The organism is Actinosynnema sp. NPDC049800, assembly GCF_040656635.1.
Lineage (GTDB): Bacteria > Actinomycetota > Actinomycetes > Mycobacteriales > Pseudonocardiaceae > Actinosynnema.
The window spans coordinates 1-15473 of the sequence record NZ_JBFAMT010000081.1 but is presented as its reverse complement, the minus strand read 5'-3'; the positions used below and the strand labels follow the sequence as shown (position 1 = coordinate 15473).

Below are 15473 nucleotides of genomic sequence, written 5' to 3'. Positions count from 1 at the left end.
CGGATCCACCGACTCGTTCACCGAAAAACACCCTGGAGCAGCCATGACCACGACATCGACCTCGACGGACGAGAACGGCCGGGCCGCGACCCACCCGCTTGACCCCGCGAATCCGACGCCGAACGGCAGACAACTGGACAAGGAAACCTACCGCACGATTATCGAGTCCTACTTCCGCGCTTTCGAGACCCACGACTTCTCGGAGGTCCGGTTCTCGGCGAACGCCGAATTCCTCCCGCCGATCAGCAGACTCGCACTGAAAGGGCGCGAACAGATCGAGAGCTTCATCCAGCCCGTGTCGAGCCGGGTGCTGGCGGTGACGGTGCTCAACGTGAACGTGGACTTCCCGACCGCGAGCGGCCTGTGGCAGATCACGACCACGAAAGGCGCCCAGTACACGGTGCACAACTTCTTCCGGCTCGATGGCGAGGGGCTGCTCTACATCTGGCCCATCATCGACCCGCTCGTGGTGATGAACGACCCGTTGGGCGTGGTCGAGTGGCTGACGGGCAACGGTTACTGAGCGATCAGCGGACGCATTTTTCCGACCGGACGAGCGAATGACGAAAGGACCGGTGAGTCGGGTGCCGGGTAATGACTCCGCCGCGGCGGAGAGGTACGACGTGGCCATCCTCGGCAGCGGCATGGCCGGCGGGATGCTGGGTGCGGTGCTGGCCCGCAACGGGGTGAGGGTGCTGATCATCGATGCCGGCGCCCACCCCCGGTTCGCGGTCGGCGAGTCCACCATCCCCTACACCTCGGGCATGATGCGGTTGATCGCCGACCGGTACCAGGTGCCCGAGTTGCGGGCGCTGTCGAACCACGACGGGACCGTCAGGGTCTCCCCCTTCTGCGGCCAGAAGCAGAACTTCGGCTTCGTCTACCACCGGGAGGGCGAGCCGCAGGACCCCCGGCAGGTCAACCAGCTGGTGGTCCCCGTGGCCTTCCGCACGGAGTCACACCTGTTCCGCCAGGACGTCGACGCCTACCTGTTCCACGTCGCGGTGAAGTACGGCGCCGAAGCGCGCCTGGCGACCCGGATCACCGACGTGGACATCGATCCCGCCGAGGGCGTCGTGCTGCGCTCGGACCGGGGCGAGGAGTTCCGCGCCGCCTACGTGGTGGACGGCAGCGGTTACCGGTCGCCGCTGGCCGAGCGGTTCGGGCTGCGGGAGACCCCGACGCGGGCGAGGACGCACTCCCGGTGCCTGTTCACGCACATGATCGGGGTGCGGCCCTTCGACGAATCACCCACCGCCGCGAACCACGGGCAGCCGAACCCGTGGCACCACGGCACGCTGCACCACGTCTTCGACGGTGGCTGGCTCTGGGTGATCCCGTTCGACAACCACCCGGGCGCGGTCAACCCCTTGTGCAGCGTGGGTCTGACCCTGGACCCGCGCAAGCACCCGAACGGCTCGCTCCCGCCCGAGCGCGAGTTCGCCGAGTTCCTCGCCCGCTTCCCGGAGATCGCCTGGCAGTTCGAGGGAGCGCGCGCGGTGCGGCCGTGGGTGTCCACCGGCAGGCTCCAGTACTCGGCGAGCAAGGTCGTCGGCGACCGGTACTGCCTCACCTCGCACGCCGCCGGGTTCATCGACGCGCTCTACTCCCGCGGGCTGGCGAACACGCTCGCGGTCGTCAACGCGCTCGGCCGGCGGCTGATCGACGCGTCGCGCGACGGCGACTGGTCGACCGAGCGGTTCGCCTACGTGGAGGACCTGCAGCAGGGCCTGTTCGACTTCCACGACGACCTGGTCTACAGCTCGTTCGTCGGGTTCCGAGACTACGAGCTGTGGAACGCCGTCAACCGCACCTGGATGCTCGGCACGATGAGCGGCAACATGATGCTCGAAGACGCCCACCACCGGTTCCGGCGAACCGGCGACGACAGCGTCTTCGTCGAGGTCGAGCGCTACGGCCACCCGGGATCCCCGTTGCCGATCAGCGAGAGCTTCGTCCGGCTGGGCACGCGGACCCGGGAACTGTGCGAGGCCGTCGAACGCGGCGCACTGGCGCCGTCGGCCGCGGCCGCGGAGATCCTCGCCTCCGTCCGGAAAGCGGACTTCTTCCCGTACGCGGACCAGTTCGGCCTGCCGGAGAACGGCTGCTACCACCTGACCCCGGACCGGGTCGAGGGAGCCAGGCTGTGGGCACGCGCGAGCGCGCCTGCGGACATCGGACCCCGGATGCTCAACGCGCTGGACAACATGGCCATCGCCAAGGCGGAGGAAGGGTCGTGAGCCGCCGGCCCACCGGGGCGGAGACCTCGGCACGGCACCGCGTCGACGTCCGGCGACTGATGGTCGGGTTCCCCACCGGTGTCTCGGTCGTCACGGCGCAGGCCGGGGACCGCAAGCCCTGGGGGATGACCTGCACGTCGCTGTGCAGCGTCGCCCCCGACCCGCCATCGCTGCTCGTGTGCCTGCGCCGCGGCAGCCCCACCCTGGACGCCGTCCTGGAGAGCTCGGCGCTGGCGGTGAACCTGCTGCACCGCAACGCCCGTTCGACCGCCGAGTTGTTCGCTTCGGGGGCGCCGGACCGGTTCGAGCGGGTCCCGTGGGTACCCGCGCCGAACGGCGGCCCGCACCTGGTCGACGCGGCGCACACCATCGCGGACTGCGCGGTGAGCGCGAACCACGCGGTCGGCGACCACGTCGTCGTCCTGGCCGAGATCGCCGGGATCACCAGCCTCCGCACGCCCGCGCCACTGCTGTACGGCATGCGCCGGTACGGGACCTGGGCCGAGGACGACGCCTTCCTCTCCTACGACTTCATCTCGTGACAGCACCAGGGGGGCCGGAATCCATGAAGGCAGCAGCCCAGGGCAAGAACCCCGATCGGGAGGCGGTGCCGCCACCGCGGCGCAGGACGGTGGAGCGCGGGCCGAACGCCGTCGCCGTCGTCGCGCTGCTGACGGTGATCGCGGTCGGCATGATCCACGCCGTCCCCACCTTCGGGCAGCTGCGGGACCTGGGGAACGGCGGTTGGTCGCTCGTCCCGCGGTTCCTCCTCGCGGTCGCGGCGATCATCGCGGTGGGACGCCTCGGCGGCTGGGTGGCGGCCCGGTGCCGCCAACCGCGGGTCGTCGGCGAGATGGCGGCGGGGATCGCGCTGGGGCCGACCTTGCTGGGTCAGGTCGCGCCGGCGGTCCAGCACGCGCTGTTCCCCGCCGAGCTGATCCCCGAGCTCGGCCTGATCGCGCAGCTGGCGATCACCTACTTCGTCTTCCTCCTCGGCACCGAACTCCCGCTGGACCTGTTGCGCGGGTCGGGTGGCCAGGTGGCCGCGCTGGGTGCGGGCATGGTGGTAGTACCGCTCGGCTGCGGGCTCCTGCTCGCGGCCGGCCTGGCCGGGACCTACCGGCCGACCGGCGTCGGGTCGGTTCCGTTCCTGCTCTTCGTCGGCACCGCGATGAGCATCACCGCGTTCCCCGTCCTGGTCCGGATCCTGGCCGAGCACGACCTGATCCAGACCCGGATCGGCACGCTCGGTCTGGCCACCGCCGGCGCGGGCGACGCCTTCTCGTGGTTGCTGCTGGTCCTGGTCGTCGCGCTGGCGCGAGGCAGCTCGGCCGCCGCGGTCGTCCCGACCGCGGCGTGGCTGGTCCTGTTCACCGCGGTGACGCTGATCGTCGTCCGTCCCGCGCTGCGGCGGTTCCTGGCCGCCGCGGAGAGCACCGCGAGCCGTCGGCGGATCGCCATCGCGGTGCTGGTGCTGTGCGCGCTCTCAGGCGCCGCCGTCACCGACTGGATCGGCATCCACGCGATCTTCGGGGCCTTGCTGGTCGGCGCCGTCGTGCCGCGGGAGAACAGCGTGGTGCGCGATCTCGGGCGCACCGTGGGCCGCGGGGTGGCGCTCGTCCTCCCGCTGTTCTTCGCGGTGATCGGGTTCAGCGTGCACGTCGAGTTCCTGGACGACCCGCGCGACCTCCTGCTCTGCGGGCTCATGGTCCTGGTCGCCGTCGTGAGCAAGGTGGGCACGACGACGCTCGTCGGCCGGCTGACCAAGCTGACCCCGAGGGAGTCGCTCGGGCTCGGCGTCATGGTCAACTGCCGTGGCCTGACCGAGCTCGTGGTGGTCTCCACCGGGCTGTCCCTCGGCGTCATCGGACCGGACCTGTTCGCCGTGTTCGTGGTGATGACGCTGGTGACGACGGCCATGACCGGTCCCCTGCTCAGGCGGCTCAGGCTCGGCGGAACCCCGGCGGACACCCGGCCGGCCACCGGTCCCGCCTGAGCACGGGCTCACGGACGTCACCCACACGACCACCGCAAACCAGGGAGGACCCGACGTGACGAAGACCTGCTCCGAACTCGTTGTCGCGATCGTCGGCATGGGGCCTCGCGGGCTGTCCGTGCTCGAACGTCTGCTGGTGCGGCTCGCGCGACGGCGGGGCCCCGCGGTGTCGATCTGGGTCTTCGACCCCGGGGAGCACGGCGCGGGCCGCATCTGCCGCACGGACCAGCCCGACTGGTTCCTGATGAACACCGCCGCCGGTGAGGTGAGCATGTACTCGGGCGATCGCGACGAGGGACCACCGAGAGCGGGTGCCGGGCCCTCGCTGCACGAGTGGCTCTCGGCGGGCGGAGCCGGTCCGCGGTGGACCGCGCTGGGGCAGAACGGTTACGCGCCGAGAGCGTGCTACGGGCGGTACCTGCGCGACGTGTTCGACAACCTCGTCGCGCACAAGCCGGACAACGTGGCCATCCACGCCGTGCGGTCACGGGTCGAGCGCGTGCAGCGGCACGGGGGCCGACTGCGCCTGGTCACCCGTGCGGGCCACGTCGTCCTCGCCGACAAGCTCGTGCTCACCACCGGGCACCCGGTCACCACCCCCGGACCGCGCGAGCGGGAGCTGCTCGACCACGCCGACAGCCGGCCGGGCGTGCGGTACGTCCGCGGCGATTCCGCCGCCGACCTGGACCTCGACCCGGTGAGGGCGGGCGAACCGGTCGGTGTCCTCGGGCTGGGGCTCACCTTCCTGGACGTCGTCGCGGCGCTCACCGCGGGCCGCGGTGGCCGGTTCGAGCCCGGCCCCGCCGGCGAGCTGCGCTACCGGCCGAGCGGCCGGGAGCCGCGCGTCTTCGCCGGTTCTCGCAGCGGCGTGCCGATCCTCGCCCGCGGGGTGAACCAGAAGGCTCCGGAGTACCGGTACGAAGCCAAGTTCCTGACCTGCGGCGCACTCGCGGAAGCCCGGCACCGGGCCCGCCGCGAAACCGGGTCCGCCCGGCTCGACTTCCGCCGTGACGTGCTGCCGCTGGTGCAACTGGAGGTCGAGCACGTCTACTACACCACCCTGATCCGGGACCACTCCGGCGACGAGGCCGCCCGCCGGTTCGCCCGCCTCCACCTGGCCGTCGCCGGGGGCAAGGCGGCCCATCTCGTCGACAAGGCACTGGTCGAGGCCGGCATCGCGCACGCGGCCCCGATCGACCTGGAGCGGATCGCCCGGCCCTTCGCCGGTCGGCGGTACGCGGACCCGGCCGAGTTCCACCGGGACGTGCTCGACCTGCTCGGGCAGGACCTGGTGGAAGCTCTGCGGGGCAACGTGCACGGGCCGGTCAAGGCCGCGCTGGACATCCTCCGGGACCTCCGCGGCGCCGTCCGCGCGGCGGTCGACCACGGTGGCCTGCGGCCGCGGTCGCACCGCGAGGACTTCGTCGGCTGGTTCACCCCGATCAACGCGATGCTCTCCGCCGGTCCCCCGGCGATCAGGCTCGCCCAGGTCCGCGCGCTCATCGAGGCCGACGTGCTGCACCTGGTCGGGCCGGCCCTGCGGGTCGGCCTCGCGCCGGGCGGCTTCCTGCTCGATTCAGCCCAGGTCACCGGAGCCGGTCAGGTGGTCAGCACGCTGATCGACGCCCGCATCCCCCGCCCCTCGGTGCGGCAGGACGCTTCGCCGCTGACCCGGCAGCTGCTGGCCGACGGCCTGATCTCGGAGTACGTCAACGCCGGCTCGTTCGCCGACGAGGTCTTCACCACCGGAGCGATGGCCTCCACCCGGGCGCCGTTCCACGCCGTCGGCGCCGACGGACGGGTGAACCGTGACTTGTACGTGCTCGGCATCCCCACCGAGAACCTGCGGTGGTTCACGCAGATCGGCAACGGACGGCCGGGGCCGCTGAGCGCGTTCCACGCCGACGCGGACGCCGTCGCCGGTGACGTCCTGGACGGCGGGTGCACCGGGGTCGTGGCACTCGCGGCGAACGGGTCCGCCCACACCGGGGGGATCCGCGTCGACCGGCCGCTGACCTGCTCGGCGGGAGGCGACCGTGGCCGCCGGTGACACCGAGCGGTTCCGCGCGGCCCGGGACCTGTTGCTGGAGCTGCGCGAGGACCACGACGCCGCGTGCGCCCGGTTCCGGTGGCCGCGGTTCGAGACGTTCAACTGGGCACTCGACTGGTTCGACCCCATCGCACGGGACAGCGACCGGGAGGCGCTGCGCATCGTCGACGGCGGCTCGGTGGCGTCGACGACCTACGCGGAGCTGTCGGCGCGGTCCGGCCAGGCGGCCAACTGGCTGCGCGGCCGCGGGGTGGCGCGCGGCACCGGCGTCCTCGTCATGCTGGACAACCAACTCGCCACGTGGGAGGTCCTGCTGGCGGCGATGAAGCTCGGCGCGGTCGTCATCCCCACCTACACGACGATCTCCGCCACCGACCTGGCCGATCGCCTCGACCGGGGCGGTGTCACGCACGTCATCACCGACGGTGAGCTCGCCGACCGGTTCACGGGGATCGCGGACCGCCTGACCCGGATCGTCGTCGGGGAACCCGTCCCCGGCTGGGCTCCCTACCGCGACGCCTACGCCGAGCCGGCCGACTTCACCCCGCAGGGCACCACCCGCGCGGACGACCCGCTCTTCCTGTACTTCACCTCGGGAACGACATCGCGGCCCAAGTTGGCCCTGCACACGCACACCAGCTACCCGGTCGGTCACCTGTCCGGCATGTACTGGACCGGTGTGCGGCCCGGCGACCGGCACCTGAACATCTCCGCCCCCGGCTGGGCCAAGCACGCCTGGAGCAGCTTCTTCGCGCCGTTCAACGCGGAGGCGACCCTGCTGACGGTCAAGACCGGAACCGCGCCGGCGCCGACCGTGCTCGACGTCCTCACCTCCCAGCGGGCCACCACCGTCTGCGCACCGCCAACCGTGTGGCGGATGCTGCTGCAGGAGGACCTCGGCGCCCGTCCTGCCGCGCTGCGCGAAGCCGGCAGCGTCGGCGAACCGCTCAACCCCGAGGTGGTCGACCGCGTCCGGCGGGCTTGGGGGCTCACGGTCCGTGACGGCTACGGCCAGACCGAGACGACCGCGCAAATCGGGAACACCCCGGGTCTCGCCGTCCGGCCCGCTTCGATGGGCAAGCCGTTGCCCGGCTACCGGATCGTGTTGCTGGACCCGCTCACCGGCGAGCCCGGTGACGAGGGCGAGATCTGCGTCGACCTCGCCGACCGGCCGGTCGGGGTGATGCCCGGTTACGTCGACGCCCCGGAGAAGAACGCGCGGACGTTCGCAGGTGGTCGCTACCACACGGGTGACATCGCCCGGCGGGACGCCGACGGCTACTTCACCTACGTCGGGCGCGCTGACGACCTGTTCAAGTCCTACGACCACCCGGTCTCCCCGTTCGAGTTGGAGAGCGTGCTCCTGCGGCACGACGACGTCGCCGAGGTGGCGGTCGTCCCCGCGTCCGATCCGATCGGCCTGGTGGTCCCCAAAGCCTTCGTCACGCTGGCCGAGGGCTGCCCGTCGTCGGTGGCGGCGGCACGGTCGATCCTGCGGTACGCGCAGGAGCACCTGGCGCCGCACCAGTGGATCCGCCGGCTGGAGTTCCGCACGCTGCCGAAAACGACGTCCGGCAAGATCCGCCGGGCGGAGCTCCGGGCGGAGGAGCACAACGGCGGCGGTCCGCGTGAGTACCTCCTCGACGACCTGTCCGACCCGGCCCCACCGTCCGGGTGAACGCTGCGCGCGCAAACCCACGACGATTTCGACACATCGGCGACAAATCTGCCCGACCTCCCCCACCCCGGCCGTTCGACGCGACGCGCTCGATTCGACCACGAGCCGTTCCGCCCGAACGGCCTCGATCGGCGGGTTCCGCGCACCGGTCGCGCCCCTGCCGAACGAGCCGGAATCGGTTACGCTTCGACGTGCTCCCAACGGGGGAACGGATCCCGATCGAGGACCAGTCGCGATCGGGGGCTGTCTGGCAAGGAGCACCCTGATGCGTGCCGCCGTGATAACCGAGTTCTCGGCTCCGCTCGAACTGCGGGAGGTGCCGATCCCGGAGCCCGGGGCACACCAGGTCCTGGTTCGCATGGAGGCTTGCGGGATCTGCCACGTCGACGTCCGGATCGCCTGCGGTGACTGGCCGGACCGGCCGGCGCTGCCACTGATCTCGGGCCACGAAGGCGTCGGCATCGTCGAACGGGTGGGCACGGGTGTGGCCGCGAGCCGGGTCGGCCGGCGAGTGGCCCTGCCGTGGCTCTGCTGGGCCTGCGGGAGGTGCGGGTTCTGCCTGGCGGGCTGGAGGGTGCTGTGCCAGTCTCAGCAGAACATCGACTACCGGGTCGGCGGCGGTCACGCCGAGTACGCGGTCGCGGACGTTCGTTACGCCGTCCCCGTGCCCGAAGGCGTCCCCTCGCTCGAAGCGGCTCCGCTGACCTGTGCCGGGGTCACCGGCTACAAAGCCGTGCAGGCCGGCCAGGTCGGTCCCGCCGATCACGTCGCCGTGTTCGGCTTGGGCGGGCTCGGCCACCTGGCGCTCCAGTACGCGCGGCACGCGGGCGGCTTCGTCACCGCGGTCGACGTCGACGCGGAGGAGTTGGACCACGCCCGGGAACTCGGCGCGGAGCAGGTGATCGACGCGCGCACCCGCGACCCGGCCGTGGTGATCCAGGCGGAGGGTGGCGCCGACATCGCGATCGCGCTCACGTCCGCGCCGAGCGCTTACGAACACGCGCTCCGCTCCCTCCGTCGCGGGGGCCGGCTGGTGTGCGTCCGCCTACCGGCACGCGGCATCCCGGACCCGATCTTCGACGCGGTGACCCGGGGCATCTCGGTGGTCGGCTCGGTCGTCGGTACCCGCGAGGACCTCACGGAGGTCTTCACGCTGCACGCCGCCGGCCACACCGTGGTGACGGTCGAACCGCGGGAGTTGGCGGAGATCAACAAAACCTTCGCCGACGTCCTGGCCAACAACACCCGAGCCCACCTGGTGATCAGGTACTGACCCGGCCCGGTCGGCGTTCGGCGGAGCACGGCGACTCGCGCCACCTCGACCGCAGACCTGCGGTGACGCGTGCCGACCGAGCTTCCGCACCCCCGCGGGCGCGTTGCGGCGCCGGCCGCGCCTGCCGCTTCCCGAGCTGACGGTTCCGCGACCATCCGCGAGCCCGCCGCGGACCGGTCGTCAAGGTGCGGCGGGGTGGTCGGGCGGTGGCGGCAGGGGTTCACGCGATCTCCACGTGAGTTCGGGCAGCGGACCGCCGGCGGTGTCGAGGTCTGCGCGGGCGGTTCGCACTCCCCCGCGAACCTCGCCCGGGCATCGCGCCGCGGCTGACGCATTCGTTCGGCGGTTGAACGGAAACCGCCTGATGACAAGATCCGGACCTACGCCGCCAACGCCAAGCGACTCGACGGGGAGCAGCACATGGTCAAGGCAATGCGCCGTGCCGTCCTCGCGGCGGCGCACATCACGGCCGCCACCGTCGTCGGGTCGGACGGCACCGGGCGTACCGGACCGTGAAGGCGGCGGTGAACGCGCTGCGGTACCGACCACGGGCTCCCACGTCGTGGCGCAGCGCGCGGTTCTTCGAGCACGCCAACACGGGCGCGGGCGTCAACGCCAACCGGCCGCAGCTGACCTCCACCGCGGCGGTGAACCACACACCGCAGAAGTACCTTGCGGGTTCCGACGGAGGGACCCTGGTCGGGTGACAGTGCCACCAACGAAGGCGATGGGGTAATCGTGCTGGGGAGAAGACTTGTCATCGGGGCCGCGGTCGCCGCGGTGTTATCCGGCGGTGTCGCGGTCGGGACGGCGTCCGCGGGAACGGTCGGGCTGGGGCTCGACTACACCTGTGGACCCGGGGTCGTCGTGCACGCCGACGTCACGGCCGTCGTGCCCGACGAGGGGATGGCCGGAGGGAACGTCCCGTACCTCGAATCCGCATACATCGACGTGGACGTGACGTTCGCCCTCGACCGCGCGCCGGCCGGCGTCCGGATCGACGGGGACAGCACCGCGTCGCTCGCGGCGACCCTCGTCGGCCCCGCCGGGACCACGGCGACCGCGGCCGCGCTGAGCTTCGCGCCGACCCTGCTCACCTCGTCCGGCGGGCCGGTGAAGGCCGCCGGCGGGTTCCCGCAGCTGGACCTCTACCCGGCCGGGGACTACGCGATCCACCTGGGCGACCTCACGCTGTCCCTGCGGCCCGAGCGCGCGGACGGGACCCCTGCGGGCACCGCAACCACTGTGACCTGCCGGCACTCCGGCCCCAGCGACCTGCTGACCGTGGTCAAGTCCGAGTCGAGCATCATCGAGCACCCGGTGCGGCCGTCGCAGCTGCAGGTCACGGCCGTGACGCCGACCAGCGTCTCGCTGAGCTGGTACTCGACCTCGTGGTGGTTCCCCACGATCGGCTACGACGTGTTCCTGGACGGTGTGAAGGTCGCCTTCGTGACCGACAAGCAGGCGACGCTCACCGGGCTGAGCCCCGACACCCAGCACCGCGTCAAGGTCACCACCAAGGACTCGTACGGCTTCTCGTCCCCGAAGAGCCAGGGGCTGGTCTTCGCGACGCCACCGCGCGGCCGGTGATCGTGAATCCGCCTCGGGTCGGGCGGAGATCGACCTAGGACCCACCGCGCAGCCATCGCGGACCCGGGAGTCCTTCGCGGCCTCCCGGGTCGAGGCGCTCCTGGTCAAACCTGCGGCGGGTCGGGCCATGAGGCCGAACTTCCGACACCCCACAAGGATGTCCGACGATCCTCTTCGACCGCCGTACGCGGCAGGTCGGTCACCGGCACCGGTCGGACGTGCCGACGTTCGGGGTCGGGTTCGGCGTCCAGGTAGCGCCACGGGCCGCTGACAACCAGGTCAAAACATCAGTTCGGCTGCACGGCAGAGGCGGGGACGAACCCGCACGACCCCTTCCATACCTCGACGAGGTACCAATCGCCGCCTTCCACCGTGCCCCTGACCTCCAGGGGATGGGCGCCGTCTTCGAGTTTCGTACCTGCCGCCCCGATCCTGACCACCCGCGCGTCCGCAGCCGGCCGCTCCACAGGTACGGCGTATTGGTCAACAGCAGGCACGTTTTCCGACGCGACAGGCGTGATCACCGTCGGTTCGTGGCACGCCTCGAAGATCAAGCCGTCGCAGAACTCGTGGTGCTCGAGTTCGAACTTGCCGCCGCGCAACGTGTAGACGGAGTAGAGGGGTTCCCTGCTCACGGAGAGATCGGTGACGATGATCTCTTTTGAGCCGTCCTGCACCGGGCGCACCCGTGCGGTCGAGGTGCCCAGCAGTTCGAGCACCCGCACGTACTCGCCGGGCGAGACAGTGCGGTACACGGCGAACATGCACCCTCCTGACCCGCAGAACTCCATGGTCTCGTTGACGACGAAGAACTCCATCAGGCCGTCGTTGTCCAGATCATCGACACGAGTGATGTTCAGCTTGACCTCGCTGACGGGCAGACCGGCCGACTGCACGTCCTCGGTCATCCACTCGAAGAACTGGGCGCGTTGCTGCTCCGGGCTGCGCTTCTCCGCTTCCACCTGGCGAACGATCGCGGTGCCCACCACGACACCGACGACCAGAACCAGCGCGCACCACAGCGCGGCGAGCTGGCGCAGGTAGCGGACGTGCCTGCGCCACAACGCGTCGAATCCCACGTCCAGCACGACGGCGGCGACCCGCACGAGGTCGCGGCGGGTGAGCTTGCGAGCGCCTCGCATGTCGAGCCACAGCGGTTCGTCGACGTGGTCGAGGGCGGGCGGCAGTTCCGGTTCCTCGGTGGGGTCGTCGCCCGTCGCGATGATGGCCAGGCGTTTCAGGTCGTGGTTGGCGAGGAAGTGCGCCACCTCGAGGTTCACGTAGTGCGATCGCGCGGACGCCGGAGAAGCCAGCAGGATCATCGCGGGCGCCTCGTCGATGGCGGCTCCCAGTCGATCCGCGAGTGGACCCGACACGGCCATCTCGTCGTCGTCGCGGAACACCGGACGCAGGCGCCGACCGGGTGGTCCCGCCGGGTCGGCGGCGCGCCGGGCGTGGCGTGGCACGACGAACCTCTCCAGCCGGCGATGTAGCACAGCCGCTCGCTGCCGATCGGACCACGAGTACGACAGGAATGCCCAGAACCGCATGAATTCCCACCCTTCGCCAGGATGTACCTCGCAGTTGTGCCCGATGGCGTTACCACTTGGAATCGCTTGACCGTCAAGGTAGGAGCCGGGCTCTTGCCGGCTGCGGGCGAGATGGGTTTCTCCGACTACCGCGCATTCAACGCCCAGCCGTGGTCATCGGCCCGGCCCTTCCTCCGTGCCGGTCCGGCTGATTGATCGCACGATCAGCGGGACGTCGCTCGTTCCACTGTCCGACAACGGTCGACCAGGCATTGCGAGTCACGTCAACGTGGTCCGCATTCGCTCCACCCGTCGAGATAGGGCTGGATCATGTCGGCGTCGAGGGTCGGCGACTCGGGCATCGACGGCAGTATGTCGACGCCGTCGGCCGTGATCGTCACCGATCCGTCGCGGCACCGGCAGCCTTGGTGGTGTCCGTGTTCCAGGTAGAAGCGGCCTGGTCCGTCATGGCGGCCGTCCAGCGTTTGTTCGCCTTGGTCAGCCACCGGAGCACCCTCCGGCCGAAAGTCGATCTGTCCGGCGTGGGGCCGGTACGTGTGGTGCGTGTGCCGTAGGCGTGGGTCACGGCTCGGTCCGTGTCGTCCCGAGAGGTTCTGATGGTTGAGGGGTCCAGCCGGTGGGAAGCGGTCTCAAACCCGTGACGGTTCATAAAGCCCGCAGAATCACGAGACACTAGCATCGATCATGATGCGTACAAGCGTGCGATTGTACGCTCATGGAAGCGACGCAATTGCAGGCCGGGCTAATTCCACTGTCCGTCCGAACTCGACCAACGCGAAGTAACTGCAACCTATCGCCACTTCTCGGGAATGACCTGAAGTTTGGCCCTCCAGACTCCACCCCGACTGCCTCTCGCTCGGGTCAGCCCACTTGGCGCCCGAGGCGAGCCAGGTCGCCCGATACTTAAGAACTGACTCCCTCGTTGAATCCTCGTAACCAAATTCGACGCCACAGCATTCACATATGTCGAATGTAGACGTCGTGCCGTCCTCACCCCAGGGAGGCTCTTCTCGGAGCAGACCGCATACGCGGCATCGGTACAACTCATTGGGCATTATAATAGTCCCGGGTTCGCAGGGTACTCATGATACACCGGATTCGGAACGAGTAAGGTTTTTGACCCACCATCTCGCGTCACGACACCGAAGTAGTCGATTTTAGGATCGTACATCACGATCTCGCCGTCGTTCCGCTACTTCACCTTCCTCCCGGCAATATACAAGTTGAAGCCGTGAGCCTTGATGCCGTACTGCAAAGTGTTTTTGACCGTAGGCTTAGCGGTCCCGAACGGAGCGCGGCTCTGCCAGACGTTCGCGGTATCCCGGTCGTCGACGGCGGGATGACCGGGATAGGAGTTCCTAGAGACCCGGCCCGCCGTACGGGCCGTCGCTGCGCTGCTCGTCGCCGCCCTGCGTGGGCCCGCGGTACGGGCCGGGAGAACCGTCGGCCGTCGGTCTCGTGTACAGCACCACGGTCGGTGCGTCGCTCACGCCCGCTCCGGCCGGCACCGTCGGCCGAGTCGCCGGCCCGTCCGATGTGCTCCGGCGGCGCTTCACGATCAGTGCCAGTGCGCCCAGGCCGGCGGCGACCAGCAGCCCGCCCAGGATGAACGGCAGCGAACCGCTGCCCCCGTCGCTGCCCGCTTCCAGGGCGGGTTGTGGCGCTGCGGCTGCGCTGATCTCCCGTTCGGGAGTCTCGTCCACCGCCGTCGTCGCGGTGGTCGAAGGCGGAGTCTCGGTCGGCGCGGCCACGACGGCCAAGGTCAGCTCCACGCTCGCCGTGTCACCTGCGGAGCCCTGCACGGTTGCGCGAGTGGGGCGGTAGCCGTCCAGAGCCGCGTCGACCGTGATCTGCCCCGCGGCGATCGGCTTGCCGGCGCCCGACTTGATCGAGAACCGGCCGTTCTGGTCACTCGTCGTGCGGAACTCGTGCCCGGCGCTGTCCACGACGGTCAGCGCCACGCCGCCGATCGCCTTGCCACTGGCGTCGCGGACCCAACCCGACACCCCATCCACCTCGGACGACGGCTGGTCCGCATCGGGTTGCGTCGCGCCCGCGCCGTGGATGTAGACCATCTTGTAGTCGGCGCTGTTCTGCTCACCGAGCCGCACGGCGACCGAGATGTTGACACCGAGGGTCTCGCCCGCGCTCACCTCGGGCGCGACGACGGTGGCCTGGAAGTCCTGGCTCTGGCCAGGTTTGAGGTTCGGCTCCGCCCGACAGCCGGTGGTGCACTTCAGGCCGCCACCGACCACCACGATGGCTGTGTCCGCCTTGCTCCCGTTGTTCGTGACGCGGAACTGGACTTGAACCTGGTCGCCGGGCTTCACGTTCTCGGCTGACACGCTCAGGATGCTGACGGGTACCGGGGCGCCTGCCGCGGGGGTTGCGGACACCCCGAACGTCCCCCCGATCAGGGCGATCAACACGGCAGCCCAGGCCCATCGGACTCGTGAGCGCATCGTCACTCCTACCACCTTCTCCACGAGCAGGCGACATCGGCCGATGACACCGCAGGACACTATGCACCAACGCCGTCCCACCGATATGTGGACGGGTGGCAGGACCACGTGGAGACGTTGGCCGCTCGCTACCAGCACGGCGTCCACTTGGGAGCGTCCGGCCACAAGGCCAAGGCGATCCGCTCGCTCGCCGGTTTGGCAATCGACTGCACGCGCGTGCTGGGCATGACGCACGAGATCACGAAGATGACCCAGCTCGCTCTCGACTACTGGCGCGCTTCCGTCGACTGACACCTGCGACTTCCCGCCAAACGGTCGGAGCCGGAGCGGCCGGATCCGTCATCTCGGAACGTCCTGTGGCTCGCCCCACCCGCGCGGGCGACCTTGTGGAGAACAAGCCGGCACTGGGGTGAACGAGCGCCGCCGCTTGGCCACGCGACTCCCACCTGCCGTCGACCTGCTCCTCAACGCATCCTGCTCGCCGGCCGTCCTGGCTCGTTCAGCATCGACATGAACAGTGCTGAGGTGCCTGCTGACACGGCCGCGGGGGCGGCCCGCAGGCCGGGCCGCGCGCCCCGCGGTAGCCGAAAAGGCCAACACGCAAAAACACGACAAAGAAGGAGAGCTACTTCTT

General features: G+C 70.1%; 13 protein-coding genes. 10 read left to right on the top strand and 3 right to left on the bottom strand.

From position 1 onward, the window contains the following. Positions 1–43: 43 nt before the first annotated feature. The 9 genes from AB0I91_RS41805 to AB0I91_RS41765 all read left to right on the top strand — a co-directional run bounded on the left by AB0I91_RS41805 (position 44) and on the right by AB0I91_RS41765 (position 10827). Positions 44–523, top strand: a complete 480-nt coding sequence (locus AB0I91_RS41805; protein ID WP_498786309.1) for a DUF4904 domain-containing protein — start codon at positions 44–46, stop codon at positions 521–523. Positions 524–584: 61 nt separating this feature from the next. Further along, positions 585–2240 (top strand): NAD(P)/FAD-dependent oxidoreductase, encoded by a 1656-nt coding sequence (locus tag AB0I91_RS41800; protein ID WP_498786307.1) that lies wholly within the window; start codon positions 585–587, stop codon positions 2238–2240. Next, entirely contained in the window at positions 2237–2782 is a 546-nt protein-coding gene (locus AB0I91_RS41795) for a flavin reductase family protein (protein ID WP_498786305.1), read from the top strand. Before AB0I91_RS41800 ends, AB0I91_RS41795 begins: the two co-directional genes overlap by 4 nt. 23 nt (positions 2783–2805) lie before the next feature. Next, complete coding sequence (locus tag AB0I91_RS41790) at positions 2806–4236, top strand: cation:proton antiporter (protein WP_499641816.1); 1431 nt, start codon at positions 2806–2808, stop codon at positions 4234–4236. A gap of 55 nt (positions 4237–4291) precedes the next feature. Beyond that, positions 4292–6286, top strand: coding sequence for an FAD/NAD(P)-binding protein (locus AB0I91_RS41785; protein ID WP_499641814.1), 1995 nt, complete (start codon positions 4292–4294; stop codon positions 6284–6286). Then, the gene (locus tag AB0I91_RS41780; RefSeq protein WP_499610775.1) at positions 6273–7964 is read left to right on the top strand and encodes an AMP-binding protein; all 1692 of its coding nucleotides are present in this window, start codon (positions 6273–6275) and stop codon (positions 7962–7964) included. Before AB0I91_RS41785 ends, AB0I91_RS41780 begins: the two co-directional genes overlap by 14 nt. A 265-nt stretch (positions 7965–8229) precedes the next feature. Beyond that, positions 8230–9237, top strand: a complete 1008-nt coding sequence (locus AB0I91_RS41775) for a zinc-dependent alcohol dehydrogenase (RefSeq protein ID WP_498786297.1) — start codon at positions 8230–8232, stop codon at positions 9235–9237. Positions 9238–9761: 524 nt separating this feature from the next. Further along, positions 9762–9944 (top strand): hypothetical protein, encoded by a 183-nt coding sequence (locus tag AB0I91_RS41770; RefSeq protein ID WP_498786296.1) that lies wholly within the window; start codon positions 9762–9764, stop codon positions 9942–9944. A 31-nt stretch (positions 9945–9975) separates the two neighbouring features. After that, positions 9976–10827, top strand: coding sequence for a fibronectin type III domain-containing protein (locus tag AB0I91_RS41765; protein WP_499641812.1), 852 nt, complete (start codon positions 9976–9978; stop codon positions 10825–10827). Positions 10828–11114: 287 nt separating this feature from the next. On the opposite strand, the gene AB0I91_RS41760 is transcribed toward AB0I91_RS41765, so the two are convergent. The 3 genes from AB0I91_RS41760 to AB0I91_RS41750 all read right to left on the bottom strand — a co-directional run bounded on the left by AB0I91_RS41760 (position 11115) and on the right by AB0I91_RS41750 (position 14803). Beyond that, positions 11115–12377, bottom strand: coding sequence for a toll/interleukin-1 receptor domain-containing protein (locus AB0I91_RS41760; RefSeq protein ID WP_499641810.1), 1263 nt, complete (start codon positions 12375–12377; stop codon positions 11115–11117). A 263-nt stretch (positions 12378–12640) separates the two neighbouring features. Beyond that, the gene (locus AB0I91_RS41755) at positions 12641–12862 is read right to left on the bottom strand and encodes a hypothetical protein (RefSeq protein ID WP_499641808.1); all 222 of its coding nucleotides are present in this window, start codon (positions 12860–12862) and stop codon (positions 12641–12643) included. 873 nt (positions 12863–13735) lie between these two features. Beyond that, positions 13736–14803: a carboxypeptidase-like regulatory domain-containing protein gene (locus AB0I91_RS41750; protein ID WP_499641806.1), complete on the bottom strand. Its 1068-nt coding sequence runs from the start codon at positions 14801–14803 to the stop codon at positions 13736–13738. A 144-nt stretch (positions 14804–14947) separates the two neighbouring features. Here AB0I91_RS41750 and AB0I91_RS41745 point away from each other — a divergent pair, with 144 nt between their 5' ends. Continuing rightward, positions 14948–15130, top strand: a complete 183-nt coding sequence (locus AB0I91_RS41745) for a hypothetical protein (RefSeq protein WP_499641804.1) — start codon at positions 14948–14950, stop codon at positions 15128–15130. Positions 15131–15473: the final 343 nt, after the last annotated feature.

Excerpts from the sequence above, each read along its gene's own strand:
- AB0I91_RS41805 (WP_498786309.1), top strand. The coding sequence starts at position 44 with ATGACCACGACATCGACCTCGACGGACGAGAACGGCCGGGCCGCGACC.
- AB0I91_RS41790 (WP_499641816.1), top strand. The coding sequence starts at position 2,806 with ATGAAGGCAGCAGCCCAGGGCAAGAACCCCGATCGGGAGGCGGTGCCG.
- AB0I91_RS41775 (WP_498786297.1), top strand. The coding sequence starts at position 8,230 with ATGCGTGCCGCCGTGATAACCGAGTTCTCGGCTCCGCTCGAACTGCGG.
- AB0I91_RS41760 (WP_499641810.1), bottom strand. The coding sequence starts at position 12,377 with ATGCGGTTCTGGGCATTCCTGTCGTACTCGTGGTCCGATCGGCAGCGA.